The organism is Nocardioides sp. (assembly GCF_030149505.1).
In the GTDB taxonomy this organism is placed as follows: Bacteria; Actinomycetota; Actinomycetes; order Propionibacteriales; family Nocardioidaceae; genus Nocardioides.
In genome coordinates this window covers 14,116-40,026 of record NZ_JASBRN010000057.1, presented here as the reverse complement: position 1 = coordinate 40,026, position 25,911 = coordinate 14,116, and the positions used below count along the sequence as shown (strand labels likewise).

Sequence of the window (25,911 nt, the reverse complement as noted above, 5' to 3'; positions counted from 1 at the left end):
GCCGGGGTGAGCGACTCGCCCCTGGTCTGGCTGCCCTTCGACCCCTCCGAGCTGGGCGAGGTCCCCGACGGCCTGCGCTACGAGGTCGTCGACCCGACCGTGCACGTCCCGGACTCGGTCGGCGACGTGCGCTTCTACGTGGCGCCGTACCAGATGGGGCCCGCGGTGGGTGAGGTCCTGCCGCGGATGACCTCGCTCGAGGTGGTGCAGCTGCTCTCGGCCGGCGTCGACAACGTCCGTGACCGGGTGCCCGAGGGGGTGACGCTCTGCAACGGCCGCGGCATCCACGACACCTCGACCGCCGAGCTCGCGCTGACCCTCGTCCTCGCCTCGTTGCGCGACGTCCCCGGCATGGTCCGCGACCAGCACGCCCGCCGGTGGAACACCCGCTGGCGGCCGGCGCTCGCCGACCGCCGGGTCCTGCTCGTGGGGTACGGCGCCATCGGCCGCGCCATCGAGGAGCGGCTGCTCGCGTTCGAGACCGAGGTCGTGCGCGTGGCGCGGACCGCGCGCACCGACGAGCGTGGCCCCGTCCACTCCTTCGAGGAGCTGCCCGCGCTGCTGCCCGACGCCGACGTGGTGGTGCTGATCTGCCCTCTCACGCCCGAGACCCGCGGACTGGTCGACGCGGCTTTCCTGGCCCGGATGAGGGACGGTGCGCTGCTGGTCAACATGGCGCGCGGCCCGGTGGTGGACACCCCCGCCTTGCTTGCCGAGCTGCACGCCGGCCGGCTCACGGCGGCCGTCGACGTCGTCGACACCGAACCGCTGCCCGCCGACAGCCCGTGGTGGGAGGCCCCCGGCCTGTTGGTCTCCCCGCACGTGGGCGGCGCGTCCTCGGCCATGTGGCCGCGTGCCCACCGACTCGTCCGCGAGCAGCTGCGTCGCTACGCCGCGGGCGAGCCCCTCCACAACCAGATGACGGGCGCCTACTGAGCGAGCACGCGCGCCCGTAGGATCGCCGACGTGCCAGGCCGGATCCGAGACGACAGCATCGCCGAGGTGCGCGAGAAAGCTCGGATCGACGAGGTCGTGAGCCAGTACGTCACCCTGCGCAACGCCGGCGGCGGCTCGATGAAGGGGCTCTGCCCCTTCCACGACGAGAAGTCCCCGTCTTTTCACGTGACACCGAGTCGCGGTTTCTTTCATTGTTTCGGCTGCCAGGAGGGCGGCGACGTCATCACCTTCCTGATGAAGATCGACGCGCTGTCCTTCTCCGAGGCCGTCGAGCGGCTGGCCGACAAGACCGGGGTGGCGTTGCAGCGCGAGGACGGCGACGCCCCCGAGCGACCCAAGGGCCCCCAGCGCGGCCGGCTGGTGGAGGCGCACAAGCACGCCCAGGAGTTCTACGCCGACCAACTCGGCAGCCCCGACGCCCTGGTGGCGCGGCAGTTCCTCGCCGAGCGCGGCTTCGACAAGGCCGCGGCAGACACCTTCGGGATCGGGTTCGCCCCGCGTGCGGGGGAGGCGCTCTACCGGCACCTGCAGCAGAAGGGCTTCTCGGTCGAGGAGCTGACGGTGGCCGGGCTGGTGGCGGTCGGCCGTTCGCCGTACGACAAGTTCCGCGGCCGGCTGCTGTGGCCGATCCGCGAGCCGAGCGGGGAGACCATCGGCTTCGGTGCGCGCCGGATCTTCGACGACGACCGGATCGAGGCGAAGTACCTCAACACCGCCGAGACGCCGATCTACAAGAAGTCGCACGTCCTCTACGGCATCGACCTGGCGCGTCGCGAGATCGGGCGCACCAGCCAGGCGGTCATCGTCGAGGGCTACACCGACGTCATGGCCTGCCACCTCTCCGGCGTCGGCACGGCCGTGGCCACCTGCGGCACCGCCTTCGGCGACGACCACGCCCGGGTGCTGCGCCGCTTCCTGCACGACCACGAGGAGTTCCGCGGCGAGGTCATCTTCACCTTCGACGGTGACGCCGCCGGGCAGAAAGCTGCGCTGCGCGCCTTCGGCGGCGACCAGAACTTCGTGTCGCAGACCTACGTCGCCGTCGAGCCGTCCGGCATGGACCCCTGCGACCTGCGGATGTCCACCGGCGACCTCGCGACCGGCGAGGCGGCGGTGCGCGAGCTGGTGGCGCGCCGGGTCCCGCTGTACCGCTTCGTCATCGGCAACATCATCGGCAAGCACGACCTCGACCGCGCCGACGGCCGGATCGACGCCATGCGCGAGGCCGCGCGGGTCGTGGCCTCGGTGCGCGACCAGGCCAAGATCACCGCGTTCGCCCAGGAGATCTCGCGTCTCATCGGCGGGGAGGTCGACCCCAACGCCGTCCTGGCGGAGGTACGCCGGGCCGCCGCACGCCCCCCGGCCGAGCGCGGCCCGCGCACGCAGGCGCCCGCAGCGGTGGCCGCGGCGGCCCCGGCCCGGCCGGCTGTCCCCGACCTGCTCGACCCGCGGTTCCGCCTGGAGCGCGAGCTGCTGAAGCTCGTCGTGCAGCACCCCATGGGCATCGGCCGCCTCACCGGGGACATCGGACCCGACGACTTCACCCACCCCGTCTACCGCGGCGTGTGGGAGGCGGTCACCGCGCTGGGCGGTCCTGCGCAGGGCTCCGGCGACCCGACGTGGGCGGGTCGGCTGCGCGACGCCGCCACCGACCCCGAGGTCTCCTCGGCGGTCGCCGCGCTGGCGGTCGAGCCGGTGCTGACCCCCAAGCAGCCGGACGCCGCCTACGTCACCCACCACGTCCTGCGGCTGCTGGAGCTGACCTCGGCGCGCCGGATCGCCTCGGTGAAGTCGCGGCTGCAGCGCACCAACCCCGTCGAGGAACCGGAGGCCTACAACCGCATGTTCGGCGAGCTCGCCGCCCTGGAGCAGCACCGGCGCGGACTGCGCGACCAGCTCGTGGCAGGGGAGGCGGCGCACTGATGGGCCGGATCTCGAGAAGCCTGTTCAACCGCGACCCCCACGGTCTGTCCCTGCCGGGGGAGCGGGTCCTGGCCTGGGCCCGCGCGACCGACGGCGCGGTCGTCGCCGGCACCCGCGACGCCCTGCACGCGCGGGAGGGTGACGGCCGCACCCTGCGGGTCGTCTGGGAGCAGGTGGAGGCCGCCGACTGGGACGCCGACACCGGCATCCTGCGGGTCAGCCAGGTCGGCACGTGGGGCGAGGACCGACCCGAGCACGCGTGGACGCTGGAGGAGCCCGGCCGGCTCCTGGAGCTGGTTCGCGAGCGCGTGACCGCCTCGGTCGTGCACCAGCGGCACGTCCCCGTGACCGGCCGTCGGGGCCTGCGGGTGATCGCCCGGCGGGCGCCGTCCGGCGGCTCACCGATCCACTGGATCTACGAGTACGACGAGGGCGTCGACCCCCACGACCCTGCCGTCCGCGAGGTCGCGAAGGCTGCCCTGGCGCAGGCCCGCGAGCAGCTCGGCGGGCTCTGACGCGCCGGCCCCGGCCCGATTTCACCGGCCTCCTGGCCCCTTGCTACTGTGTGCGCGCTGCGCGATCCCCTGTAGCTCAACTGGCAGAGCATTCGGCTGTTAACCGGAGGGTTGTTGGTTCGAGTCCAACCGGGGGAGCAGAAAAGGGCCCCTCACCTGCACAAACAGGTGGGGGGCCCTTCTACGTGTTCGGGCTATCCGACGTTTACTCGACAAGAACCATCTAGAGAACCGCTGCCGAGCAGGTCTCAGCTCACCTCATGCAGTGGGAGACGACGTTCGACCAATACCGAGCCCGGGTCGGCGCCGACAGGCTGCGGAGTGCAGCACCTCAAGCCGACTCAGGTGCACAGGCTCCACTGGGTCACGGTCCGTAGCGGCGTCCAACCGGTGAAGGCGCCGACAGGGTGCGTCGTCTCCACGGCTAGGCGGGTGAGCTCGCCACCGTGTGTCCGGTAGGCGTCTGCGAGAAGGGACTCAGTCTCCAGGGTCACGCCGTGCACCACGAGTCGCCCACCCGGACCTAACGCGCCGATGCAGGCGTCCAAGACTCCGGGTCGGGTGGCTCCGCCGCCGATGAAGATCGCGTCCGCAGCCTGGAGGCCCGCGAGGGCGTCGGGGGCGCGGCCCTCGACCACACGTAGGTCTGGCACGCCCAGACGGGTCGCGTTGCGCGCTACCCGGGCTGCGCGCTCAGCATCCGCCTCCACCGCCGTCGTACGACAGGTGGGGTGCGCACGCATCCACTCAATACCCACCGAGCCGGCCCCTGCGCCCACGTCCCAGAGGTGCTGACCAGGCCCGGGGGAGAGGCGAGCCAAGGCCGAGGCCCTCAGGTCACGCTTGGTGAGCTGGCCGTCGTTGTCGAAGACGTGGTCGGGCAGTCCCGCCACCCAAGACGAGCGCCAGGGCTCAGCGTCCGCGGGGATCTCGATTGCCAGCACGTGCAGCGCCGGCACGTCCGCGGCGGTCACCCGGGCCCACTCCTGGGCGGTCTTCACGGACCGCGACTCGACGTCACTCCCGAGGTCACTGAGCAGGGTGATCGCAGCGTCCGGATGACCGGTCTCCGTCAGCAGCTCACCGACGATCGCCGGGGTCTCGGCGCTCGACGTCAGCACTAGGATCCGTCGCCCCGGAGCGACCTCCCGCAGCACCCGTGCCTCGTGACGACCGACCAGTGTGACGACCACGGATTCCTCGGCTGACCAGCGCATACGCGCTCGCGCCAAGGCCACGGACGACACCGCCGGGACGACCCGGACGGCATCCGCGCCGAGGGTACGGACCAGCGTCGTGCCGATGCCCGAGACCATCGGGTCGCCGGAGGCCAGGGCCACCACTCGACGCCCCTGCAGTTCGGCGAGCAAGTCCGGCATCGAGGGCAACAGCGGGGAGGGCCACGGGCGTCGTTCCTGTCCCGGCACTGCGGCCACGAGGTCGAGATGGCGTCGGCCACCGAGGACGACGTCCGCCTCCCGCAGGAGCGCTTCCGCCGCGGGCTCGAACGTCCCGTCTGCACCCACCCCGATCACCGTCACGAGCTGTCCACCGGGAGGGGGTGTCCTGTCATCCACGAGTCGGGAGGCTATCGTCAGCGCAACACGTGAGGTGCCCCTGCGCGCCAGCCATCGGAAACGGTGGAACCAGCAAAGGGGAGAATCTGGGAAGCCGGTGAGAGTCCGGCACAGGCCCGCTGCGGTGAGTCGAGCACTCCGTCAGGAGTGACCCGGCAAGTCCGAAGACCGGCCTCGCGTCTAGCCATCCATGGCCTACGAGCGGGAGCCTCAACGTGCCACTGAAGTACCCATTTTCTGCCGTCGTCGGCTGCGAGTACGACCCGACGACCGCCTCCGGCCTCGACGCCATGGGCCTCGCGCTGGTCCTGACCTCGATCAGCCCCCAGATCGGCGGCGTCCTGGTCCGCGGCGAGAAGGGCACCGCCAAGTCGACGACGGTCCGCGGCCTGGCCGACGTGCTGCCGTGGATCGACGTTCGTGACGGTGACCGATTCTCCGCGGACCCGCACGACCCCGAGGCGACCTCGCCCGACCTGGACGCCGATACGGGTGCCGTCGTGAGCCGCCCGGTGCGGCTGGTGGAACTGCCCGTCGGCGCCACCGAGGACCGGGTGCTCGGCTCGCTCAACCTGGAGAAGGCGCTCACCGCCGGCGCTGTCGAGTTCGAGCCGGGGCTTCTGGCCCGCGCCCACCGTGGCGTCCTCTACGTCGACGAGGTCAATTTGCTGCATGACCACCTCGTCGACCTCATGCTCGACGCCGCCGCCACCGGCCAGGTCACCGTGGAGCGGGACGGAGTCTCGGTGGGTCACAGCGCCCGGTTCGTGCTGATCGGCACGATGAACCCCGAGGAGGGCGAGCTGCGCCCCCAACTGCTCGACCGGTTCGGCCTCACCGTCGAGGTGGCCGCTCCGCGTGATCCCGCCCTGCGCGTCGAGGTGGTGCGTCGCCGTCTCGCGTTCGACCGCGACCCGGGCGCGTTCACCGCTGCGTACGCGGGCCGGCAGGAGGCGCTCACCCACCGCATCGAGGCGGCCCGCGCCCAGCTCGACGAGGTCACCCTCGGAGACGCGGCTCTGCTGAAGATCGCCGAGGTGTGCGCGGCCTTCGAGGTCGATGGTCTTCGTGCCGACATCGTCACCGCCCGTACCGCCGTGGCGCACGCCGCGTGGGCTGGCCGCGGGTTCGTCACACGGGCGGACGTCCGCGCCGCCGCCCTCCTCGCACTTCCGCACCGCCGTCGCCGCAACCCGTTCGACGCCCCCGGCCTGGACGAGACGCTGCTCGACGAGCTCCTCGGTGACGACGAGCTGCCAGAGCCCCCCGAACCAGACGGACCCACGGATTCCACTGACGGACCGGAAGCCCCGTCCGACGCGGGGCAGGACCCTGCGGCGCAGACCGATGCCTCCGGTGCAGACGGTTCAGAGGCCGACGGTGCACCGGTCGACACGCAGGGCGACGTGCCCGAGCCGGCGAGCGCTGACCAGACCGAAGACGTGGTCGCCGAGAAGACCCCGCCGGCCCCACCGGCACTGCCGCAGTCCACCGGTGACGGCAAGTCCAGCACGGTGAGGGCAGGAGACGCCTACCGCCCACGCCTCTTCACCGTCGACGGCGTTGGACAGGGGACGCCGGGACGTCGCAGCCGGGCGCTCAGCTCGAATGGCCGCCGAGTCGGTGCGGCCCCGGGGCGTGGAGCAGGCGCGCTCCACCTGGTCGAGACCCTCCGTGCCGCCGCCGAGCGGCACGCCTCAGAAGGGCCTGCTCAGGGCTCCACCCGCTTCTCCTTCGAGGTGGCCGACCTGCGTACCGCCGTGCGCGAGGGGCGCGAGGCCAACCTCCTCCTGTTCTGTGTCGACGCCTCCGGGTCGATGGCCGCGCGACGCCGGATGGCGCAGGTGAAGACGGCGATCCTCTCGCTGCTGACCGACGCGTACCGACGCCGGGACAAGGTGGCCATGGTCAGCTTCCGCGGCGCCGAAGCCGCCCTGACGCTCCCGCCCACGGCTTCCGTCGAGGTCGCCGCTGCGCTGCTCGACGACCTCCCCGCCGGGGGACGCACCCCCCTGGCCGAAGGGTTGCTGACCGCTGCGGACGTCGTACGGCGCGAGAGGCTCCGGGACGTGCGACTGCGACCGCTCCTCGTGGTCGTCACCGACGGTCGCGCCACCCTCGGAGCGGACGCCGTCGAACGGTCCAGGCTTGCGGCAGGCCACGTCGCGGCAATGCGGGTCCCCAGTGTCGTCATCGACTGCGAGGAAGGACCGCTACGGCTCGGACTCGCCCAGACGCTCGCCGCACACCTGAGTGCTGAGCACGTCCCCATGGCGAGGGTCAGCGCAGCCGGTCTGGTCGACGTCGTGAACGGGCGAGTTGCCTGATGAGTTCGCTGGCCCCTCTGTTGCCGGGCACAGTCGCGCTGGTCGGCGGCGGCCCCGGCGACGTCGGCCTGATGACGGTTGCCGGACGCGCCGCCGTCGAGCAGGCAGACGTCCTGCTGGTCGACCACCTCGCCCCCGCAGAAGCGGGGGCCTGGGCGTCCCCGCAGGCCCAGATCATCGACGTCGCCAAGCTGCCGCGCGGAGCCTTCACTCCACAGGAACGCATCAACGAGCTCCTGGTGGAGCACGCTCGCGTCGGGCGCCGCGTCGTCCGACTCAAGGGCGGCGACGGGTTCGTGTTCGGCCGCGGGATGGAGGAGCTCCAGGCCTGCGCTGAGGCCGGAGTTCCGGTACGGGTGATTCCCGGGGTCACCTCGTCCGTCGCCGTCCCGGCGCTGGGCGGCATCCCCGTCACCCACCGGGGACTCGTCCAGGGCTTCAGCGTCGTCTCCGGACATGTGCCTCCCGGTCACCCCGCCTCGACGATCGACTACGCCGCTCTTGCCCGCTCCGGCACGACCCTGGTGGTTCTCATGGGCGTCGCCACCCTGCCCGCGATCACCGCGGCCCTCGTGGACAACGGCCTGGACCCGGCCACGCCGGCTGCCATCGTCGCCCGTGGGGGGTACCCGGACCAGCAGGTCGTGCTGGCCGCGGTCGCGGAGATCGCCGACCGCGCCGCCCACGTCGAACCGCCCGCCATCACCGTCATCGGCGAGGTGGCGTCGTTCGCCGCCGTCACCGACGCCCCCGCATTCGAAGAGGTCATCTGATGCCCCAAGGCCAGCCGCTCACCGTCCCCGACGACGGTCTCACCACTCGCCAGCGGCGCAACCGCCCCCTGCTGATGGTGCACACCGGAGACGGCAAGGGGAAGTCCACCGCTGCCTTCGGCCTCTCCATCAGGGGCTGGAACCAGGGCTGGAACGTCGGAGTCTTCCAGTTCGTGAAGTCCGCCAAGTGGCGCATCGGCGAGCAGACCGTCCTCGAACGGCTGGGTCGCCTCCACGACGAGACCGGTGAGGGTGGCCCGGTCGAGTGGCACAAGATGGGGGCCGGGTGGTCGTGGACCAAGAAGCAGGGCGACGTCGAGGACCACGCCCGCACCGCCGCTGAGGGCTGGCAGGAGATCAAGCGGCGTCTGGCCGCCGAGACCCACGACCTCTACGTGCTTGACGAGTTCACGTACCCCATCGCCTGGGGCTGGGTCGACCTCGACGACGTTGTCACCACCCTGCGGGATCGGCCCGGACGCCAGCACGTCGTCGTCACCGGCCGTCGGGCAGCCCCCGCGCTGATCGAGGTCGCCGACCTGGTCACGGAGATGGGCAAGATCAAGCACCCGATGGACGCCGGCCAGAAGGGCCAACGGGGAATCGAATGGTGACGGTGCCCGACCCCGAGTCGTCGATCACGCCCACTCTGCTGCCGCGCGTCGTCCTGGCAGCCCCGTCGACCGGTCAGGGAAAGACCACCATCTCCACCGGGTTGATGGCCGCCCTGCGGGCCCGTGGACTCGAGGTCTCGGGTCACAAGGTCGGCCCTGACTACATCGACCCCGGCTACCACGCTTTGGCGGCCGGACGTCCAGGACGCAACCTCGACCCGCACCTGGTGGGAGAGGAGCGCATCGCCCCGTTGCTGCTGCACGGCGCACGTGGCGCCGACGTCGCAGTGATCGAGGGCGTGATGGGCCTGCATGACGGGCGCATCGGCACCGACGGCTTCGCCTCGACGGCGCACGTCGCGAAGCTGACGCGCACCCCCGTCGTGCTGGTCGTGGACATCGCCCGGATGTCGCGCTCCGTGGGGGCCGTCGTCGCGGGCATGGCGGCCTACGACCCCGAGGTCGACGTGGTCGGCGTGATCCTCAACCGAGCCGGTTCCGCACGCAACGTCGCCGAGGTGCAACGAAGCCTGCGCCTTCCGGTGCTGGGTGTGGTTCCTCGGGACGAAACGATCTCCTCACCGTCGCGACACCTCGGCCTGGTGCCGGCGGGGGAGCGGCACGAGTCCGCCGAGGTCGTCTCCCGCCTCGGCGAACAGGTCGCCCGGCACGTCGACCTCGACGCCGTGCTCGAGGTGGCACGTCAGGCATCCGACCTCACCGACAACGCGTGGGACCCTCGCCGTGAGGTGCGTCCCGTGGAGGGAAGGTCGCCGGTGGTCGCCGTCGCCGGGGGACGCGCCTTCACGTTCGCCTACCAGGAGACCGAGGAACTGCTGCGGGCCGCGGGTTGCACGGTCGTGCCGTTCGACCCCCTGCGGGACCGCTCGCTCCCCGAAGGGACCAGCGCGTTGCTGCTCGGAGGTGGCTTCCCCGAGATGCACGTGCAGCAACTCGCCCGGAACCGCGCGTTGCTCGAACAGGTGCGTGAGGCCGTACGCGCGGGGCTTCCGACGGTGGCGGAGTGTGCGGGACTGCTCTATCTCCTCGACGACCTCGACGGCTCTTCCATGGCCGGCGTCATCAGGACCGGTGCCGCGATGTCGCAGCGGCTGACGCTGCGGTACCCCGAAGCCGTCGCCGCCGGGGACAACCTGCTCACCCGCGCCGGTGAACGCGTCCGCGGGCACGAGTTCCACCGCACGACCCTGACGGCCCCCGCCCGCGGCTGGGCCCCCGCGTGGCAGGTCGACGGGGAGCTGATCGGTGTCGCCACCCCCACGCTCCACGCCTCCTACCTCCACACCCACTGGGCCGGGCACCCGGTGATGGCCGAACGTCTCGCGCACGCGGCGTCCTGCGCCACCCCGGTCACCGCACCCACGCCCCGCCCCTCCGTCGTTCCCTGCCCGCGGCCGGACGAGCCCGTCGCGGAGCCGCTGCTCCACCACGGCGACGTCGAGACCGGACGTGGCCTGATCGACTTCGCCGTCAACGTCCACCCCGAGCCCAGGCCCTCGTGGCTGGAGGCTGCGCTGCGTGACGGCATCGAGCAGTCGACCACGTACCCGGACGTGACACCGGCCCGCGACGCGATCGCCGAGCTCCACCACCGACGTGCCGACGAGGTGCTCGTGACCTCGGGGGCCGCCGAGGCGTTCGAGCTGATCGCCCGGTGGAAGCCGTGGCGGCGCCCCGTCGTGGTGCACCCCCAGTTCACCGAACCCCACGCGGCGCTCGAACGCGCAGGCCACCAGGTCACCGTCGTCAGCTGCCGGCCCGAGGACGGCTACCGCCTCGACGCGTCGGCCGTGCCCGAGGACGCCGACCTGGTGGTCGTGGGCAACCCCACCAACCCCACCGGCGTGCTCCACCCGGCCGAGGAGATCCTCAAGCTGCGCCGTCCCAAGCGGGTCGTCGTCGTCGACGAGGCGTTCATGGACGCCGTGACCGACACTGGAAACTCGCTCGCCACCGACCGGCGCCGAGGGCTCCTGGTCGTACGCAGCCTCACGAAGCACTGGTCGATCCCGGGTATCCGGGCGGGCTACGTGCTCGGCAACGAACGCGCCGTCGCCGCCCTCGCCGCCCGGCAGGTGCCCTGGTCGGTCTCCGCGCCGGCGATCACGGCCGCGGTGGCTTGCTGCTCCGGCGAGGCGTCCATGGAGGCGGCCAGGCGCGCCGAACGCATTGCGCAGTGGCGTGCCCACCTCGTCGCGGCCCTCACCGGACGCGGGTACGAGGTGCTGGGCTCCCAGACCTCCTTCGTGCTGGCGCGTCTGGGCCGTGGCACCCGTGAGGCGCTGCGCGACCACGGTGTCGCGGTGCGCCGCGCCGACACGTTCCCGGGGCTCGACGCCACCTGGGTCAGGATCGCGGTGCGACCGCCCAAGACAGTCACCGACCTGCTCCGCGCCCTCGACGACGTACGGGCTGGCACCCCGGCCGCGATCGGCGCATGAACTCTCCGCGCGGGGCGACGAGAGCCGCAGGACTCCTGCTCGGCTTCGCCGCCGACCGGCTCCTGGGCGACCCACGCCGCGGCCACCCCGTCGCCAGCTTCGGCACCCTCGCCACCCGCCTCGAACGAAGCCTGTACGCCGACTCGCGGGCCCGCGGCGTGCTGTACACGTCGGTGCTCGTCGGTGCCAGCGCTGCCCTCGGGGCCCCCCTCGAACGCGCCACCCGCGAGCGTCCCCTGGCGCACACCGCGGTCACCGCCGCCGCGACCTGGACGGTCCTGGGCGGTCGCAGCCTGGAGCGCGAAGCCCTGGCCGTACACGAGTTCCTCGCCGCCGACGACCTCGCCGGGGCACGGCACCGCCTCACCTACCTGGTGGGGCGCGACACGACCACGCTCTTGTCGGGCGAGATCACCCGGGCCGTGGTCGAGTCGGTCGCCGAGAACACCTCCGACGCCGTCACCGCACCGCTCGTCTGGGGTGCCATCGCAGGCATCCCGGGCCTCCTGGCCCACCGGGCGGCCAACACCCTGGACGCGATGGTCGGTTACCGCAACCCCCGGTACGAGAACTTCGGGTGGGCGTCGGCCCGCCTCGACGACCTGGTCAACCTGCCCGGGTCGCGACTGGCAGGCCTGGCCGTGCTGGTCGCGCGGCCTCGACAGGCAACCGCCGCCCTGGCTGTGTGGCGGCGCGACGCCGCAGGACACCCGAGCCCCAACGGCGGCGTCGTAGAGTCCGCCTTCGCCGGCGCCCTCGGCATCACCCTGGGAGGGACCAACCGGTACGGCGACCGCGTCGAGCACCGACCCACCATGGGGGACGGGCCCCCGCCCGCCCCGGACGTCGTCGTACGAGCCACCGGGCTCGCCACCCACGTCGGAACCGTCGCCGCACTGGCTGCCTCAGCGCTGGCCGCCGCCGCGGGTGGGCTCCTGCGCGCCGTGCGACCGAACCCCGTCCGGTAGGGGAACGCGAGGCGGGCTCAGGCCCGACGACGTCGCGGCAACCGCAGACGTTCCACGGGGGTGCCGCCTACGAGGTGCGTGGCCACGATCTCGTCGGCCGCAGCCTCGTCCACGCGGCCGTACCAGACGTCGTCGGGCTGCACGGCGACGACCGGTGCGTGGTTGCAGGGGAACTGGCACCCGGTCTGCGTGACGAGGACGTCGTCGTCCCCCTGACCTGCCCGCATCAGACCCAGCACCAACGCCTTCCAGCTGTCCTCCGCGCCCCGGACGGTGCACCTGGGACCACGACAGACCAGCACCTGGTGACGGTGCTCGGGGACGTCCTCCCACGCCGCTGACGTCAGCCCGGCTCCGCCGAGGGTGACGGGTCGGGCCAGGTCGACCAGCGCCTTCCACTCCCGGACGTCGTCCATGAACGCGGGGGCCGTACGGACCTCAGGCGCGCCGTCGCCGTACGAGCGCCACCAGTCAGCCGCGATCCGGCGCAGCCAGGAGACGCCCGGCCCACCCAGCCCGCTCGAGACCCCGACGAGGGTCACCGAGGTCTCGCGCCGGGCGGCGAGCCGGTCCAGGACCTCCCCGAGGGAGGGGGAGGCCAGCTGCAGGAAGGCCAGGTCGGCTCCCAGCTGCCCGGCGGTCGTCACGAGCTCGGCGTGGCGGGTGGCGTCGGCGGGCGACGTGCCCACCAGGACGTGGGTGGTCATCGGGCTTGTTCTCCAGGCACCTCGTGGATGTGAACACGCCGTGGCCGGTCTCCTGGCTCGCGCATCCACACTGCCCGACGGGCCTTCCCGGACCTGCCGGTCCAGTGGCCTCGGTGCCTCAGCACCGACGAGGTCGCGCAGCTCCGCGCTCACAGTGGCGAGGGCCGCGCCGGTCTTCCACCGGCTTCCCGTGCACCACGGCGACACGCAACGTACCAGTCCGTGGGGCGGCGCTGGACCGGGGCGCTCCACGTCGTACGCTGTCGCGAGCGAACGCCATGGAAGCCGGTGTGAATCCGGCACAGTCGCGCTGCTGTGACACCGACGTCAGTCGGTGAAGTCAGACCCAGGCGTTCGTCCATTCCCACATCACCAGGGCGCAGAACCCTGAGGAGGAAACATGTCGCACTCTGTTGCCGCACCGCTTTCCGGCGCCACGGCCATTCCCGCCGTCGAGATCCCGACGGTCGACCTGCGCGAGCTCGCCCCCTGGGCCCTGTTCGCCGGACTGCTCGCGGTCCTGGTCGTCTTCTTCGTCAGCACCGACCAGGGCGCCGTCTCTCTCTTCGCCGGCAGCGCGATCCACGAGTGGGTCCACGACGGTCGTCACCTGCTCGGCTACCCCTGCCACTGACTCTGTCGCAGGAACCGGGCTGCTGAACCCGCGCCGTCCCTGAGGGACGGCCCCGAGCCGACCCCGCGCCGTTCGCGACGCGGCGACCTCGGCCTGCGGTGCTGTGTGCACGGCCCGTTGACGACCACAGAAACTGGAACCACAAGTGAACGCACGTACATTCCTGGTCCGCGGCCTGCTCGCGGGCCTCATCGCCGGCATCGTGGCCTTCGTCGTGGCCTTCACGGTCGGCGAGCCGCCGATCGACACCGCCATCGGCATCGAGGAGGCCTCAGCCGCGGAGGCTCCCGCCGAGCCCGCCGCGGACGAGGCGCACACCCACACCCACGCCGAGGAGGGCCACACTCACTCTCACAGCGACGAGGAGGGCGGCATCACCCGCACCAACCAGAAGACCTGGGGCCTGGCCACCGCGACCATCGCCATCGGCGTCGCCCTGGGCGGCATCATCGCCCTCGTCGCCGCCGCCGTCGCCGGGCGCCTGGGACGACTGTCGGTGGTCGCCTCCACCGCGCTCGTGACCGCCCTCGGGTTCGTCGCGTACGCGCTGGTGCCCTTCCTGAAGTACCCGGCCGCTCCGCCGGCCGTGGGCAGCGGTGACACCATCGAGGAGCGCACCGCGTACTACTTCGCCTTCGCGCTGATCTCGATCGTCGCGATGGTCGCCGCCGTGGTCCTCGGACGCCGGCTCGCTGCCGAACGGAGCGCGTGGACGGGCGTCGTCGTGGCCGGTGTGGGCTACGTCGTCGTGGTCGCCGTCGCTGCACTCGCCATGCCGGCGGTCAACGAGCTGGGCGACTTCCCGGCTGACGTGCTGTGGGAGTTCCGGATCTCCTCGATCCTGACGCTCGCGGCCCTGTGGGCCACGCTCGGCATGGCCCTCACGTGGCTGCTCGGACGGGTCGAGACCACCCCGAGGGCGGTCGCCTGACTCAGCGGTGCGCCAGCACCCACTCGAGGGCCGGGCCCACCGCGTGCACGACCTGCGCGCGGGGGTCCGGCTCCGGTCGTTCCACCACCACGACGGGGATGCCCAGTTGGGCGGTGGCCTGCATCTTGGGCCAGGTGTACGTCCCGCCGGAGTCCTTCGTCACCAGGACGTCGGTGCCGTGTTCCCGCATGACGGCCAGGTCGCCCTCGAGCGTGTACGGGCCGCGGCTGGTGAGCAGGCGCCAGGAGGCAGGAAGGGCCACCTCGGGCGCGTCGACGACCCGGGCCAGGACGGGGAGCTGCTCCAGTGCGGGCACGAAGCGGGCCAGCTCCTGGCGGCCGACGGTCAGGAACGGGCGCTCACCGAGCTCCCCGGCGAGCGTGGCCGCCTCGTCGTGCGTCCGGACGTACCTCCAGGCAGGGTCCCGTTCCCAGCCGGGACGCTCGAACCGCAACAGGGGCACCTGCTCGGCCGTGCAGGCCTCGACGGCGTTGGCGCTCATGCCGCGCGCGAACGGGTGGGTCGCGTCCACCACGAGGTCGTACGCGGCCAGCGTTGCGCACAGCCCGGCGACCCCGCCGAACCCACCGATGCGGACCGGGCCCACCGGCAGCCGCGGGCGCGCCACCCGGCCGGCGAGCGATGAGGTCACGTCCACCTGCTCGTCGACGAGGAGGCGGGCGAGGTCGCGTGCCTCCGCGGTGCCGCCGAGCAGCAGAACCTTCACCGTGCACCTTCGCGGGGGAGAGCGGGAACGGTCAGGACGGGCAGCGACGCAGGCGCCCCTCCCCGGGCCAGCGCCAGCAGGGCGTCGACGTCGAGGTGCTCCTCGACGAGGTCGGCGAGCAGCTCCATGCGCCGTTCCCGGGCAGCGGGGAAGCTCGCGCCCGACGGCGGCAGGTCGGCGACCTCCGCCAGGAACGCGGCCCGGAACGCGTCACCCTCCAGGCTGCCGTGCCACATGGTGCCGGACACCTGACCCACGCGGGCGCCACCCAGGAACTCCTCGGCGTCAGGGTCGCGGGTGATGCGGCCGTGGTGGATCTCATAGCCTTTGGTGGAGGCGCCCAGCGCCTCGCCGGCGGGCAGGCGCAGCGCCTTCTCCGGCGCGAAGGTCGTGCTCACCGGCAGCAGACCCAGCCCCTCGGCGTACGCGCCGGCGGCCCCTTCGACGCCCGCCGGGTCGTGGACGCTGCGCCCCAACATCTGGAACCCGCCGCAGATCCCCAGGACCGGGCGGCCCGATGCGGCGTGCGCGGTGATCGCGGCGTCGAGGCCGCGCGACCGCAGCCACGCGAGGTCGTCCATGGTGGCGCGGGTTCCCGGCAGCACCACGAGGTGGGCGTCGGCGAGGTCACGCGGGTCGGAGACGAAGACGACGTCGAGATCCGGTTCGAGGCCGAGCGCGTCGACGTCGGTGAAGTTGCTGATCCGGGGGAGCCGTACGACCGCGACCCGCACTCGGGCACCCGTACGGCTGCGGCGGCCCTCGAGGTCGAGGGCGTCCTCGGAGTCGAGCCACAGATCCGGGTGCCACGGCAGCACGCCGTGCACCGGGCGTCCGGTCAGACGTTCCAGCTGCTCCAGCCCCGGGCGCAGCAGCCCCAGCTCGCCGCGGAACTTGTTGACCACGAAGCCGGCCAGCAACGCCTGGTCCGCGGGTTCGAGCAGCGCCAGGGTGCCGAACATCGAGGCGAAGAGACCGCCCCGGTCGATGTCGCCGACCAGCACCACCGGCAGGTCCGCGTGGCGGGCCAGGCCCATGTTGACGTAGTCGCTGGAGCGGAGGTTGATCTCCGCCGGACTCCCGGCGCCCTCGGCCACCACGACGTCGAAACGCGAGGCGAGGTCGTCGTACGCGGCGTGCGCCGCCTGTGCGAGGTGCCGGCGATCGGTCGCGAAGTCGGTCGCGGAGACCTCGCCGGCCGGGTGCCCCATCACCACGACGTGACTTCGCCGGTCGGAGCCGGGCTTCAGGAGCACCGGGTTCATGGCGGGCTCAGGGGTGACGCGGGCGGCGAGAGCCTGGACCCACTGGGCACGGCCGATCTCGGCGGTGCCCCCGTCGGCGGCCGTGCAGACCATGGAGTTGTTGGACATGTTCTGGGCCTTGTACGGAGCCACCCGGACCCCGCGACGCGCGAAGGCCCGGCACAGGCCGGTGGTCACCACCGACTTGCCGGCGTCCGAGGTGGTGCCCGCCACGAGCAATCCGCTCACACGTCCCCCACCGGGTCACGCAGCAGGTAGACGTCCATGACCCAGCCCGCGAGTTCACGGGCCCGTGCCCGAGCGGCCCGCACCTGCGGCAGCACGTCGCGCACCGGCCCCGCGACCAGCTCCTCGCCGGCAGAACCCAGGTTGGCCCCCCACCAGATGGTCCACCCGGGCAGCTTCTCGAGCAGGTCAAGGCTGGCCTCGGAACCGAGCATGACCAGCACGTTGCGCTGGCCCTCGTCGATCGTGTCGCGCAGGCGGCGGGCGGTGGTGACGTGTACAGGCGCGCCGATCGGGTGCAGCACGACGCGGTGGCGGGCAGCAAGGAGCTGGGGAGCGCTGATGCCGGGCACCACGTCCCAGGTCAGGCCGGCGAGGCGCGTATCTGCCGCCAGGCCTTCGACCACACGCAAGGTCGAGTCGTACAGCGAGGGGTCGCCCCACACCAGGAAGGTCGCGCGGCCACCCCTGTCAGCCAGGATGTCGGCGAACGCCGCGACCCGCGCGGCATGCCAGTCGCGCACTGCGGCCGGGTAGTCGGTCGGGTCGTCCCGGTCACGCTGCGGATCGGGCACCTCGACCAGTTCGACCTCGAACTCCTCGCAGATCGCGCGGCGTACTCTCAGCAGATCGTCGTCCTCTTGCTTGCGCACCGCCAGCACGTAGTCGGTGTCCAGCAGCGCGCGGACGGCGTCGCGGGTCAGGTGGTCGGGGCCGGTGCCGAACCCGACGACGTGCACGTGGGCACTCACGCGTCGTCCTCCAGGTCTCCTTCGACCTCGAGGTAGACCTTCTGCAACTGGGCCAGCGTCTCCGGGTCGGGCTCGGCCCAGAGGCCGCGCTCGGCGGCCTCGTGCAGCCGTTCTACGATGCCGCGCAGCGCCCACGGGTTCGAGGTGCGCAGGAAGTCCTGGTTGGTCTCGTCCAACACGTACGAGGACGCCAGCGACTCGTACATCCAGTCGTGGACGACACCGGCGGTGGCGTCGAACCCGAACAGGTAGTCGACGGTGGCCGCCAGTTCGAAGGCGCCCTTGTAGCCGTGACGCTGCATCGCGCCGATCCAGCGCGGATTGACCACCCGGGCCCGGAAGACCCGGTTCGTCTCCTCCTGCAGTGACCGGGTGCGCACGGAGTCGGGGGAGGTGGAGTCGCCGACGTACGCCTTCGGGTCGGCGCCCGTGAGCGCGCGCACCGTGGCCACCATGCCGCCGTGGTACTGGAAGTAGTCGTCGGAGTCGGCAATGTCGTGCTCGGTGCTGTCGACGTTCTTCGCGGCCACCTTGATCCGGCGGTAGGCGGTACGCATGTCGTCGGCCGCAGCGACCCCGTCCAGGCCACGGCCGTAGGCGAAGCCGCCCCACGCGGTGTAGACCTCGGCCAGGTCGTTGTCGTCGCGCCAGGAGCCCGACTCGACCACCTGGAGGATGCCCGCCCCGTAGGAGCCCGGCTTCGAGCCGAAGATGCGGGTCGTGGCCCGGCGGGCGTCCCCGTGCTGGGCCAGGTCGGCCCGGCTGTGGGCGCGCACGAAGTTCATCTCCTCCGGCTCGTCCAGGTCCGCCACCAGCTGGACGGCGTCGTCCAGCATCGCCACCACGTGGGGGAACGCGTCCCGGAAGAAGCCGGAGATCCGGACGGTGACGTCGATGCGCGGGCGGCCCAGCTCAGCCAGGTCGATCACCTGCAGGTTGTTCACCCGACGCGACATGTCGTCCCACTCCGGACGGACACCGAGCAGCGCCAGCACCTCGGCGACGTCGTCGCCCGAGGTACGCATCGCGCTGGTGCCCCACACCGAGAGGCCGACCGAGGTGGGATGCTCGCCGGTCTCGTCGAGGTAGCGCTGCACGAGGGACTCGGCCATCGCCTGACCGGTCTGCCAGGCCAGGCGCGAGGGGATGGCGCGAGGGTCGACGGTGTAGAAGTTGCGGCCGGTCGGCAGCACGTTGACGAGGCCGCGCAGCGGTGAGCCGGAGGGCCCGGCGGGCACGTAGCCGCCGTCGAGGGCGTGCAGGAGCGTGTCCATCTCGTCGGTGGTGCTGGCGAGGCGCGGGACCACTTCGTCGGCGGCGAAGGTGAGTGCGGCCTGCACGCCGGCGTCCTCGTGGAGCCCGGGCACGACCGTGGGGTCCCAGTCCGCCGCGGCCAGCGCCTCGACGAGTCGGCGCGCCTCGGCCTCGAAGGCGTCGACCTCGGCGGTGATCGCTCCCTCGCCCAGGCCCAGGGCAGAGCGGAGGCCCGGGACGGCGTTACCCACCCCGCCCCAGACCTGGGAGGCGCGCAGCGCAGCCAGGACCAGGTTCACCAGTGCCTCGTCCGCGGGTGCCTGCCCCAGGACGTGCAGGCCGTCGCGGATCTGGACGTCCTTGATCTCGCACAGCCACCCGTCGACGTGCAACAGGAAGTCGTCGAACTCCTCGTCGTCGGGGCGCTCGTCGAGGCCGAGGTCGCGGTGCAGCTCCGCGGCCTTCATGAGCTGCCAGATCTCGCCACGGATGGCGGGCAGCTTGGCCGGGTCCATCGCGGCGATGTTGCCGTATTCGTCCAGCAGTTGCTCGAGACGGGCGATGTCGCCGTATGTCTCGGCGCGCGCCATCGGCGGGATGAGGTGGTCGACGATGGTGGCGTGGGCACGTCGCTTCGCCTGGGCCCCTTCACCGGGGTCGTTGACGAGGAACGGGTAGAAGAGCGGCAGGTTGCCCAGCACGGCATCGGTGCCACACTCGGCCGAGAGCGCAGCATTCTTGCCCGGCAGCCACTCCAGGGAACCGTGCTTGCCGACATGGACGACCGCGTGGGCACCGAAACCACCTGAGTTCGGGGACTCCTCCAACCAGCGGTAGGCCGCCATGTAGTGGTGGGTCGGCGCCAGGTCAGGGTCGTGGTAGATCGCCACCGGGTTCTCGCCGAAGCCGCGGGGCGGCTGGATCATGATGACCACGTTGCCGGCGACCAGCGTGGCGATCACGATCTCGTCGGCCTCGTTGACGAAGAGCGAGCCGGGAGCCTCACCCCACGCCTCGGTCATCTCGTCGCGCAGAGCCTGGGGAAGATGTGCGGTCCAGCGTCGGTACTGCTCGGTGCTGATGCGAACGTGAGCGTCAGTGAGCTGTCCGGACGTCAACCATTCCTCGTCCTGGCCGCCGGCCGCGATCATGGCGTGGATCAGCGTGTCGCCGGCCTCGGTGTCGTCGGTGAGGTCGAGGCCCGGCACGGCGCCGGGGCCGCCCAGGTCGTACCCGGCGTCTCGGAGCCGTCGGAGCAGGCGAATGGTCGAGACCGGGGTGTCAAGGCCCACGGCGTTGCCGATGCGGGAGTGCTTGGTGGGGTACGCGGAGAGGACGAGGGCGATCTTCTTCTCGGCGTTCGGGACGTGACGCAGGTGGGCGTGGTTGACCGCGATGGTGGCGACGCGGGCACACCGCTCACGGTCGGCGACGTAGCGGGGTAGCCCCTCGTCGTCGATCTCCTTGAAGGAGAACGGCGCGGTGATGATGCGTCCGTCGAACTCCGGGATGGCGATCTGGTTCGCCGAATCCAGCGGGGTCACGCCGTCGTCGTTGGCCTCCCACTCCTCACGGCTGCTGGTCAGGCACAGGCCCTGGAGGACGGGGATGTCGAGGGCGGCGATCCGCTCGACGTCCCAGGTCTCGTCGTCACCTCCTGCGCTGACCGAGGCCGGGACGCTGCCGCCGGCGGCCAAGACAGTCACCACGAGTGCGTCGAGCTGACCAAGGGCGTCGAAGAGGTCGTCGGGGGCGCTCCGCAGCGAGCCAGCGAAGATGGGGACGCCCACACCTCGGCCGGTGGCGTCCACGGCGTCCGCCAGCGCGTGTGCGAAGGCGGTGTTGCCGCTGGTCTGGTGGGCGCGGTAGTAGAGGATGCCGACCTTCGGCAGCGACGCGTCGGCGGGGGCGCTCCGCTCGGCGAAGCCCCACGACGGCACGACCGCCGGTGGCTCGAACCCTTCGCCGGTGAGCAGGACTGTGTCGGAGAGGAAGGCGTGCATCTGCGCGAGATTCGCCGGACCGCCTTCGGCCAGGTAGCGGTGCGCCTCGGCGGCGACACCGATCGGGACGGTGCTGAGCTCCATCAGCTCGGCGCTGGGCTGCTGCTCGCCACCCAGGACGACCAGGGGAGTGCCGGACGCGCGCACAGCGGACAGTCCGTGCCACAGGTCGTGGGGCGAGCCCAGCTGGCGGACGACGACGAGGTCGGCTCCCTCGATCACCGCGTCCAGCTCGGTGTCCGTGCTGCGCGCCGGGTTGGCCAGCGCGAAGCTCACGCCGCTTGCCCGGGCCGAGAGCAGGTCCGTGTCGGACGTGGAGAGCAGGCAGACGTGTACGGACGCGGCCATGTGCCGGGGTCCTCCTCCGGGGTTCTCGCCCCGTGTAGCGGTCGGATTCACCCACGGCCAGTGTCTGGCTTCGAGCACGCGTGCTCGGTCACAGTGGCGGAACCGCCCCGGAGTCTCACCGGGTTCCTGCGCCGTGGATCCCAGGCAGCCTACGGGAGGATGGGACGCGTGCAGGAGTCGGTGTACCTCGTGAGGCACGGGGAGTCGGAGTGGAACATCAGCGGCGTGACGCAGGGGCAGACCGCCCATCCCCGACTCACCGTTCGGGGGCGCGAACAGATGGTCGCCGCTGCCGCGAGAATCGCGGGCCTCGTGTCCGGGGAGGGGGCTGTGCACGTGACATCGAGCGATCTGGGCCGAGCGGTCGCGGGCGCCGAGATCATGGCCCGGCGGTTGGGGGCGAGTCGTGGGGAGGACGTCCGGCTGCGCGAGCGTTCCTTCGGCCTGTTCGAGGGGACACGGCACACTCGCACCGTCGCGTGGACCGGCGGGGCTTCCCTGGTGGCTCTCGCCCACGGTGGCGTAGAGGATTCCGCCAGTGCGTGCAGCCGGGGCCAAGCAGCCCTGGGCTCCCTGGCTGAAGGGGTGACCCACGTGGTCGTGGGTCACGGCGAACTCTTCCGCCTGCTGCCTGGAGGTACCGAGCTGGGCGTGGTCGGCAATGGCGACGTGCTTGTGTGGGACGGAACGTCGGTACGTCGGGCGTGACGGTGGCATCTCTCGTGCTGCGCCGAGAACCGGCGGGCGGTAGGGAGACGAGGGCCGTCCCTTGGACTTGACCGGGTCGAGCCCCGACGTCCTACCGGCGGTGGGCTGCGTCGACGCTCAGGAGCGCACCGGTGGCGGGGGCCCGGCGTCGCCCGTGATCGGTCGCGGTATGGTCGCCCAAGCCAGTCGTACTCCCAGGTGGAGTCAGGGAATCCGGTGAAAGTCCGGAACTGACGCGCAGCGGTGAGGGGACGGGACGGACACGCCAGCAATGGCAGCCACTGGGGTCTTCGGATCCTGGGAAGGCGTCCTCTCCCGGTTGATCCGAGTCCGAAGACCTGCTGGCCCTGACGACAACCGTCGTCGGGTCATGATGGGTCCCGCGTACGGGCCCGGACTCGAAACATGGTGATTTTCGGTGATCCGGTCACGTCCCGACCGTTGTCCTGGCGCCCTGCGCCCGTGGGCCGCGACCGATGGTCTTCTCGTCCGACTGCGTCTGCCGGGCGGTCACGTGACGTGCCGCGAGCTGCTCGAGCTGCTCACGTTCGCGGAGCGACACGGCGACGGACGGGTGTACGTCACCACCCGTACCAATCTTCAGGTCCGCGGCCTGCCTGCCACCCCGGGGACCGATCAGCTCCCCCAGGACGTGCTGAACGCGCTCGAGGTCACGGGCCTCCTTCCCAGCCGAACGCACGACCTGGCGAGGAACATCATGGCGTCGCCCCAGACGGGACTGGCCGGCGGTCGCGCCGACCTACGTCCCATGGTGAGGGCACTGGACGCTGCCCTGCTGAGTGAGCCTGCGCTCGGTGCGCTGCCCGGCCGCTTTCTCTTGGTGCTCGATGACGGTCGCGGTGACCTGCTCGATCGCACCTGCGACCTCGGGTTCGTCGTGCTCGACTCCCACTCCGCGCAGCTGAGGATCAGCACGGGGTGGGGACCGGTGGTCGGGCTGGACGTGGTGATTGGTCGCCTGATCCAGCTCGCGCACCGGTTCCTCGACGTCCGGGGCATCGGACCACAGGCGCCGTGGCACGTCCACGAGCTACCAGCACCGTTGGCAGCGTCCGTGCCGCCGTCCCCACACCTACCCGCCGCAGCACCACCACTTCCGTACGGGCGTGTCCTCGGTGGGGAACACGTCCCCGTGCCCGAGGACGGACTGGACCGTCCCGCCGTGGAGCGGCTCTGCGCCGCGGCGTCCACACTCGTCGTCACCCCGTGGCGTGGCGTTCTCATTCCCGAGGAGACCCCGTGAGCACCACCTCGGCCTTCCAGCCCCGGCGTCCGGGGCGTCACTACCCCTACACCGACCGGGGACCGGCGATCTACGTCGACTCGTTCGCCACCATCCGCCGCGAGGCTGACCTCTCGAAGGTCCCGGTGAACGCCGAGAAGGTGGCCGTCCGGATGATCCATGGCAGCGGGCAGGTCGACCTGGTCGACGATCTGGTCATTCACCGGGAGCTCGTGCAGGCCGCCCGGGCGGCCCTGGAGGCGGGGGCGCCCGTGCTCTGCGACGCCACGATGGTGGTGAAGGGCGTGACGCGCAGCCGTCTTCCCGCCGACAACGACGTGCTCTGCACCCTGAACGACCCCGCGGTGCCGGCCCTTGCCGACGCGTGGGGCACCACCCGCACGGCGGCCGCGGTGTCGCTGTGGGAGCCGCACCTCGAAGGTGCGGTCGTCGCCATCGGTAATGCGCCCACCGCCCTCTTCCACCTGCTCGAGATGCTGGTCGACGGCGCCCCGCGTCCCGCAGCGATCGTCGGCTGCCCTGTGGGCTTCATCGGCGCCGCCGAGTCCAAGCAGGCCCTCGAGGACTTTCGCGTCGACCACGGGATCGACATCCCGTTCGTCACCGTGCGCGGACGTCGGGGCGGTTCCGCCATGACGTCGTCGGCCCTCAACGCGCTGGCACAGGAGCAGGAATGAGCACGACCACCATCCCCGTCAGCGGTCACTTCTCCGGGGTCGGCGTCGGCCCCGGCGACCCGGAACTGATCACCCTCAAGGCCGCTCGACTGATCGAGAACGCCGACGTGATCGCGTACCACGCGGCCCGCGACAAGCAGTCCAACGCGCGACGAATCGCCGTGGAGCTCTTCCCCACCGGTGTGCTGGAGGAGGAGCTGACTTACCCGATCACCACAGGCACGACCGACCACCCCGGCGGGTACACCGGGGTGCTCGCGGAGTTCTACGAGGAGTCGGCCGAGCGCCTGGCCGCCCACCTCACGGCCGGTCGTAACGTCGTGCTCCTCTCGGAGGGAGACCCGCTGTTCTACGGCTCGTACATGTACATGCATGACCGGCTGGCCGATCGCTTCCCGACCGAGATCGTGCCGGGCGTCCCTGCCTTCCTGGCCGCCACCGCCGCGACCGCGAGTCCACTCGTGCGTCAGACCGACGTGCTGACTGTGCTGCCCGGGACCCTGCCCGAGCCCGAGCTCGCGCGACGGCTGGCCGACACCGACGGCGCGATCATCATGAAGCTGGGGCGCACCTTCCCGGCCGTACGCCGTGCTCTCGCCGCAGCGGGGCGCCTTGACCATGCTCTGTACGTAGAGCGCGCCTCGATGCCGGAGGAGCGCTGGATCTCGGTGAGGGACGTCGATGAGGCATCGGTGCCGTACTTCTCGCTGATCGTGGTCACCGGCGACAGCCTCAACGGACGGCGCTCGCGTGAGTGCGGCAAGCACGCCGTCGCGGCCGCGCTCCCGGCCCGCGACGTGGCCCCGGCCGAACTGCTGGTCGTCGGGCTCGGGCCGGGCCCAGAAGGCTGGCTCACGCCGGAGGTGAGCGCGGCGCTGGCCGACGTCGACCACGTCGTGGGATACGCGCCGTACATCAACCGGGTGCCGCAGCGAGCAGGACTGACCCGACACGCGTCGGGCAACACCGTCGAGGTCGACCGGGCCGGGTTCGCGTTGGACCTCGCCAAGCGCGGCGAGAAGGTCGCCGTCGTCTCGGGCGGCGACGCGGGTGTGTTCGGCATGGCCGCCGCTGTCTTCGAGGCCGCCGAGGACCCGGCGTACGCCGACGTCTCCATCCGGGTGCTTCCCGGGGTGAGCGCGGTGCAGGCCGTGGCCGCCCGCGCGGGCGCCCCCGTCGGGGCCGACTTCGCGGTGATGAGCCTCTCTGACCGCCTCAAGCCGTGGGAGGTCGTCGAGAAGCGGCTACGGGCTGTGGCCGAGGCGGACCTCGTCCTCGCCATCTACAACCCGGCCTCACGCAGCCGCACCGAGCAGGTCGCGACGGCACGCCGGGTCTTGCTGGAGCACAAGAGTCCGGACACCGTCGTCGTCGTGGGACGCGACGTCGGGCGCGCGGAGGAGGCCTTGACCGTGACCACGCTGGGTGAGCTCGACCCCGCCACCATCGACATGAAGTGCCTGCTCATCGTGGGCGCCTCGTCGACGCGCGTCTCGCCCGCAGGCGTCTGGACCCCGAGGTTCGTGCGATGACCGTGCACTTCGTGGGCGCTGGACCGGGTGCCGCCGACCTGCTGACCGTGCGGGCCACCCGGCTGCTGGCGTCGGCCGACCTGGTGCTCTATCCGGGCACCTACCTCGACCCGGAGGTGCTCGCCCACTGCGGCCCACGGGCGACGCTCGTGGACACTCAGGACCTCGACCTCGACCAGATCACGGCATTGCTCGTGGACGGCTTCCGGACCGGACGCGTGATTGTCCGCCTCACCTCCGGCGACCCGTCGCTGTACTCCGCACTGCACGAGCAGACCAAGCGGCTCGACGCCGCCGGCGTGACGTGGTCGGTGACGCCCGGCGTGCCCGCGTACGCCGCGGCGGCCGCGCGGGTGGGCAGCGAACTGACAGTGCCTCTGGTAGCGCAGTCCGTGGTGCTGACGCGCACGAGGGCCCGGTCGACCGCGATGGGCGCGGGGGAGTCGCTGACAGACTTCGCCGCCACCGGCGCGACCCTGGTGCTTCACCTGGCGATCACCCGGACGCGGACCCTGATGGGCCAGTTGGAGCCGGTCGTCGGTGGAGACTGCCCGGTGGTGGTCGTGTACCGGGCCAGCCAGCCAGAGGAGCTGGTGCTGCGCGGAACTGTCGACACGATCGCCGAGGCCGTGGAGACGGCCGGACTGCGACAGGCGGCCGTCGTTCTGGTGGGCCGTGCGCTGGCCGAACCCGCGGAGCGTGCGGGCGGGGAATCCCACCTCTACAGCCCCGGACGCGATCGGTTCGTCAAGCGGCTGCTGGACTAGA

Annotated in this window: 21 protein-coding genes, 1 tRNA gene and 5 riboswitches; of the genes, 16 read left to right on the top strand and 6 right to left on the bottom strand. The window is 71.8% G+C overall.

What is annotated here, in order from left to right; genetic code table 11:
* The first annotated feature begins 6 nt into the window (after nucleotides 1-6).
* The 4 genes from Q1V71_RS12675 (at nucleotide 7) to Q1V71_RS12660 (ending at nucleotide 3,533) form a co-directional block, all read left to right on the top strand.
* Complete coding sequence (locus tag Q1V71_RS12675) at nucleotides 7-936, top strand: 2-hydroxyacid dehydrogenase (RefSeq protein WP_300644183.1); 930 nt, start codon at nucleotides 7-9, stop codon at nucleotides 934-936.
* Nucleotides 937-966: 30 nt separating this feature from the next.
* Nucleotides 967-2,880, top strand: a complete 1,914-nt coding sequence (gene dnaG / locus Q1V71_RS12670; RefSeq protein WP_300644182.1) for a DNA primase — start codon at nucleotides 967-969, stop codon at nucleotides 2,878-2,880.
* The gene (locus Q1V71_RS12665; protein ID WP_300644181.1) at nucleotides 2,880-3,395 is read left to right on the top strand and encodes a hypothetical protein; all 516 of its coding nucleotides are present in this window, start codon (nucleotides 2,880-2,882) and stop codon (nucleotides 3,393-3,395) included. The genes dnaG and Q1V71_RS12665 overlap by 1 nt, the downstream gene beginning before the upstream one ends.
* A gap of 65 nt (nucleotides 3,396-3,460) precedes the next feature.
* Nucleotides 3,461-3,533: transfer RNA gene (locus Q1V71_RS12660), tRNA-Asn, on the top strand.
* A gap of 203 nt (nucleotides 3,534-3,736) precedes the next feature.
* Here Q1V71_RS12660 and cbiE read toward each other — a convergent pair.
* Nucleotides 3,737-4,936: a precorrin-6y C5,15-methyltransferase (decarboxylating) subunit CbiE gene (cbiE, locus tag Q1V71_RS12655; protein WP_300644180.1), complete on the bottom strand. Its 1,200-nt coding sequence runs from the start codon at nucleotides 4,934-4,936 to the stop codon at nucleotides 3,737-3,739.
* Between the two features lie 51 nt (nucleotides 4,937-4,987).
* Nucleotides 4,988-5,164, top strand: a riboswitch (cobalamin riboswitch).
* A 23-nt stretch (nucleotides 5,165-5,187) separates the two neighbouring features.
* Between cbiE and Q1V71_RS12650 the strand changes: the two genes are divergently transcribed.
* Genes Q1V71_RS12650 through Q1V71_RS12630 form a run of 5 tightly spaced genes read left to right on the top strand, consistent with a single transcriptional unit; the run spans nucleotide 5,188 to nucleotide 12,116 of the window.
* Nucleotides 5,188-7,299 (top strand): magnesium chelatase subunit D family protein, encoded by a 2,112-nt coding sequence (locus Q1V71_RS12650; protein ID WP_300644179.1) that lies wholly within the window; start codon nucleotides 5,188-5,190, stop codon nucleotides 7,297-7,299.
* The gene (gene cobA, locus Q1V71_RS12645; RefSeq protein WP_300644178.1) at nucleotides 7,299-8,072 is read left to right on the top strand and encodes a uroporphyrinogen-III C-methyltransferase; all 774 of its coding nucleotides are present in this window, start codon (nucleotides 7,299-7,301) and stop codon (nucleotides 8,070-8,072) included. The genes Q1V71_RS12650 and cobA overlap by 1 nt, the downstream gene beginning before the upstream one ends.
* Nucleotides 8,072-8,686 carry a cob(I)yrinic acid a,c-diamide adenosyltransferase gene (cobO, locus tag Q1V71_RS12640; protein WP_300644177.1) on the top strand — a complete coding sequence of 205 codons (615 nt, stop codon included), beginning with the start codon at nucleotides 8,072-8,074 and terminating at the stop codon, nucleotides 8,684-8,686. Before cobA ends, cobO begins: the two co-directional genes overlap by 1 nt.
* Before the next feature lie 2 nt (nucleotides 8,687-8,688).
* Nucleotides 8,689-11,148 carry a cobyrinate a,c-diamide synthase gene (locus Q1V71_RS12635; RefSeq protein WP_300644176.1) on the top strand — a complete coding sequence of 820 codons (2,460 nt, stop codon included), beginning with the start codon at nucleotides 8,689-8,691 and terminating at the stop codon, nucleotides 11,146-11,148.
* On the top strand, nucleotides 11,145-12,116 hold the full coding sequence (locus Q1V71_RS12630) for a cobalamin biosynthesis protein (RefSeq protein ID WP_300644175.1): 972 nt from the start codon (nucleotides 11,145-11,147) through the stop codon (nucleotides 12,114-12,116). Before Q1V71_RS12635 ends, Q1V71_RS12630 begins: the two co-directional genes overlap by 4 nt.
* Nucleotides 12,117-12,133: 17 nt before the next feature.
* Here Q1V71_RS12630 and Q1V71_RS12625 read toward each other — a convergent pair whose 3' ends face one another.
* The gene (locus tag Q1V71_RS12625) at nucleotides 12,134-12,823 is read right to left on the bottom strand and encodes a (2Fe-2S) ferredoxin domain-containing protein (RefSeq protein WP_300644174.1); all 690 of its coding nucleotides are present in this window, start codon (nucleotides 12,821-12,823) and stop codon (nucleotides 12,134-12,136) included.
* Between the two features lie 24 nt (nucleotides 12,824-12,847).
* Nucleotides 12,848-13,038, bottom strand: a riboswitch (cobalamin riboswitch).
* A 38-nt stretch (nucleotides 13,039-13,076) separates the two neighbouring features.
* Nucleotides 13,077-13,222: riboswitch (adenosylcobalamin (AdoCbl) riboswitch) on the top strand.
* Nucleotide 13,223: 1 nt separating this feature from the next.
* Here Q1V71_RS12625 and Q1V71_RS12620 point away from each other — a divergent pair.
* The gene (locus tag Q1V71_RS12620) at nucleotides 13,224-13,457 is read left to right on the top strand and encodes a CbtB-domain containing protein (protein ID WP_300644173.1); all 234 of its coding nucleotides are present in this window, start codon (nucleotides 13,224-13,226) and stop codon (nucleotides 13,455-13,457) included.
* Nucleotides 13,458-13,602: 145 nt separating this feature from the next.
* Nucleotides 13,603-14,388: a CbtA family protein gene (locus Q1V71_RS12615; protein WP_300644172.1), complete on the top strand. Its 786-nt coding sequence runs from the start codon at nucleotides 13,603-13,605 to the stop codon at nucleotides 14,386-14,388.
* A gap of 1 nt (nucleotide 14,389) precedes the next feature.
* Here the strand turns inward: Q1V71_RS12615 and Q1V71_RS12610 are convergent, their stop codons facing one another.
* From Q1V71_RS12610 to cobN, 4 genes are read right to left on the bottom strand one after another with little or no spacing between them, the layout of a single operon-like run.
* Nucleotides 14,390-15,115 carry a cobalt-precorrin-6A reductase gene (locus Q1V71_RS12610; protein ID WP_300644171.1) on the bottom strand — a complete coding sequence of 242 codons (726 nt, stop codon included), beginning with the start codon at nucleotides 15,113-15,115 and terminating at the stop codon, nucleotides 14,390-14,392.
* A complete protein-coding gene (locus Q1V71_RS12605; RefSeq protein ID WP_300644170.1) occupies nucleotides 15,112-16,608 on the bottom strand; it encodes a cobyric acid synthase in 1,497 nt (498 codons plus the stop codon). Before Q1V71_RS12605 ends, Q1V71_RS12610 begins: the two co-directional genes overlap by 4 nt.
* Nucleotides 16,605-17,357 (bottom strand): precorrin-6A synthase (deacetylating), encoded by a 753-nt coding sequence (gene cobF, locus Q1V71_RS12600; RefSeq protein WP_300644169.1) that lies wholly within the window; start codon nucleotides 17,355-17,357, stop codon nucleotides 16,605-16,607. The genes Q1V71_RS12605 and cobF overlap by 4 nt, the downstream gene beginning before the upstream one ends.
* Nucleotides 17,354-20,962: a cobaltochelatase subunit CobN gene (gene cobN / locus Q1V71_RS12595; protein WP_300644168.1), complete on the bottom strand. Its 3,609-nt coding sequence runs from the start codon at nucleotides 20,960-20,962 to the stop codon at nucleotides 17,354-17,356. The genes cobF and cobN overlap by 4 nt, the downstream gene beginning before the upstream one ends.
* A 37-nt stretch (nucleotides 20,963-20,999) precedes the next feature.
* Nucleotides 21,000-21,130, bottom strand: a riboswitch (cobalamin riboswitch).
* Between cobN and Q1V71_RS12590 the strand changes: the two genes are divergently transcribed.
* From Q1V71_RS12590 to Q1V71_RS12570, 5 genes are all read left to right on the top strand, one after another.
* Nucleotides 21,131-21,670, top strand: a complete 540-nt coding sequence (locus tag Q1V71_RS12590; protein ID WP_300644167.1) for a histidine phosphatase family protein — start codon at nucleotides 21,131-21,133, stop codon at nucleotides 21,668-21,670.
* A gap of 166 nt (nucleotides 21,671-21,836) precedes the next feature.
* A riboswitch (cobalamin riboswitch) is annotated at nucleotides 21,837-22,031 on the top strand.
* Nucleotides 22,032-22,088: 57 nt separating this feature from the next.
* Nucleotides 22,089-22,934: a nitrite reductase gene (locus Q1V71_RS12585; protein WP_300644166.1), complete on the top strand. Its 846-nt coding sequence runs from the start codon at nucleotides 22,089-22,091 to the stop codon at nucleotides 22,932-22,934.
* A 68-nt stretch (nucleotides 22,935-23,002) separates the two neighbouring features.
* Nucleotides 23,003-23,611 (top strand): precorrin-8X methylmutase, encoded by a 609-nt coding sequence (locus Q1V71_RS12580; RefSeq protein WP_300644221.1) that lies wholly within the window; start codon nucleotides 23,003-23,005, stop codon nucleotides 23,609-23,611.
* Nucleotides 23,608-25,143 (top strand): precorrin-2 C(20)-methyltransferase, encoded by a 1,536-nt coding sequence (locus Q1V71_RS12575; RefSeq protein ID WP_300644165.1) that lies wholly within the window; start codon nucleotides 23,608-23,610, stop codon nucleotides 25,141-25,143. The genes Q1V71_RS12580 and Q1V71_RS12575 overlap by 4 nt, the downstream gene beginning before the upstream one ends.
* Nucleotides 25,140-25,910 carry a cobalt-precorrin-4/precorrin-4 C(11)-methyltransferase gene (locus Q1V71_RS12570; RefSeq protein WP_300644164.1) on the top strand — a complete coding sequence of 257 codons (771 nt, stop codon included), beginning with the start codon at nucleotides 25,140-25,142 and terminating at the stop codon, nucleotides 25,908-25,910. The genes Q1V71_RS12575 and Q1V71_RS12570 overlap by 4 nt, the downstream gene beginning before the upstream one ends.
* Nucleotide 25,911: the final 1 nt, after the last annotated feature.

Bases quoted from the DNA above. Each gene is read 5' to 3' on its own strand.
- Q1V71_RS12575 (WP_300644165.1), top strand. From the start codon at position 23,608: ATGAGCACGACCACCATCCCCGTCAGCGGTCACTTCTCCGGGGTCGGC.
- Q1V71_RS12620 (WP_300644173.1), top strand. From the start codon at position 13,224: ATGTCGCACTCTGTTGCCGCACCGCTTTCCGGCGCCACGGCCATTCCC.
- Q1V71_RS12630 (WP_300644175.1), top strand. From the start codon at position 11,145: ATGAACTCTCCGCGCGGGGCGACGAGAGCCGCAGGACTCCTGCTCGGC.
- Q1V71_RS12570 (WP_300644164.1), top strand. From the start codon at position 25,140: ATGACCGTGCACTTCGTGGGCGCTGGACCGGGTGCCGCCGACCTGCTG.
- cobN (WP_300644168.1), bottom strand. From the start codon at position 20,962: ATGGCCGCGTCCGTACACGTCTGCCTGCTCTCCACGTCCGACACGGAC.
- Q1V71_RS12625 (WP_300644174.1), bottom strand. From the start codon at position 12,823: ATGACCACCCACGTCCTGGTGGGCACGTCGCCCGCCGACGCCACCCGC.
- cobA (WP_300644178.1), top strand. From the start codon at position 7,299: ATGAGTTCGCTGGCCCCTCTGTTGCCGGGCACAGTCGCGCTGGTCGGC.
- cobO (WP_300644177.1), top strand. From the start codon at position 8,072: ATGCCCCAAGGCCAGCCGCTCACCGTCCCCGACGACGGTCTCACCACT.
- Q1V71_RS12665 (WP_300644181.1), top strand. From the start codon at position 2,880: ATGGGCCGGATCTCGAGAAGCCTGTTCAACCGCGACCCCCACGGTCTG.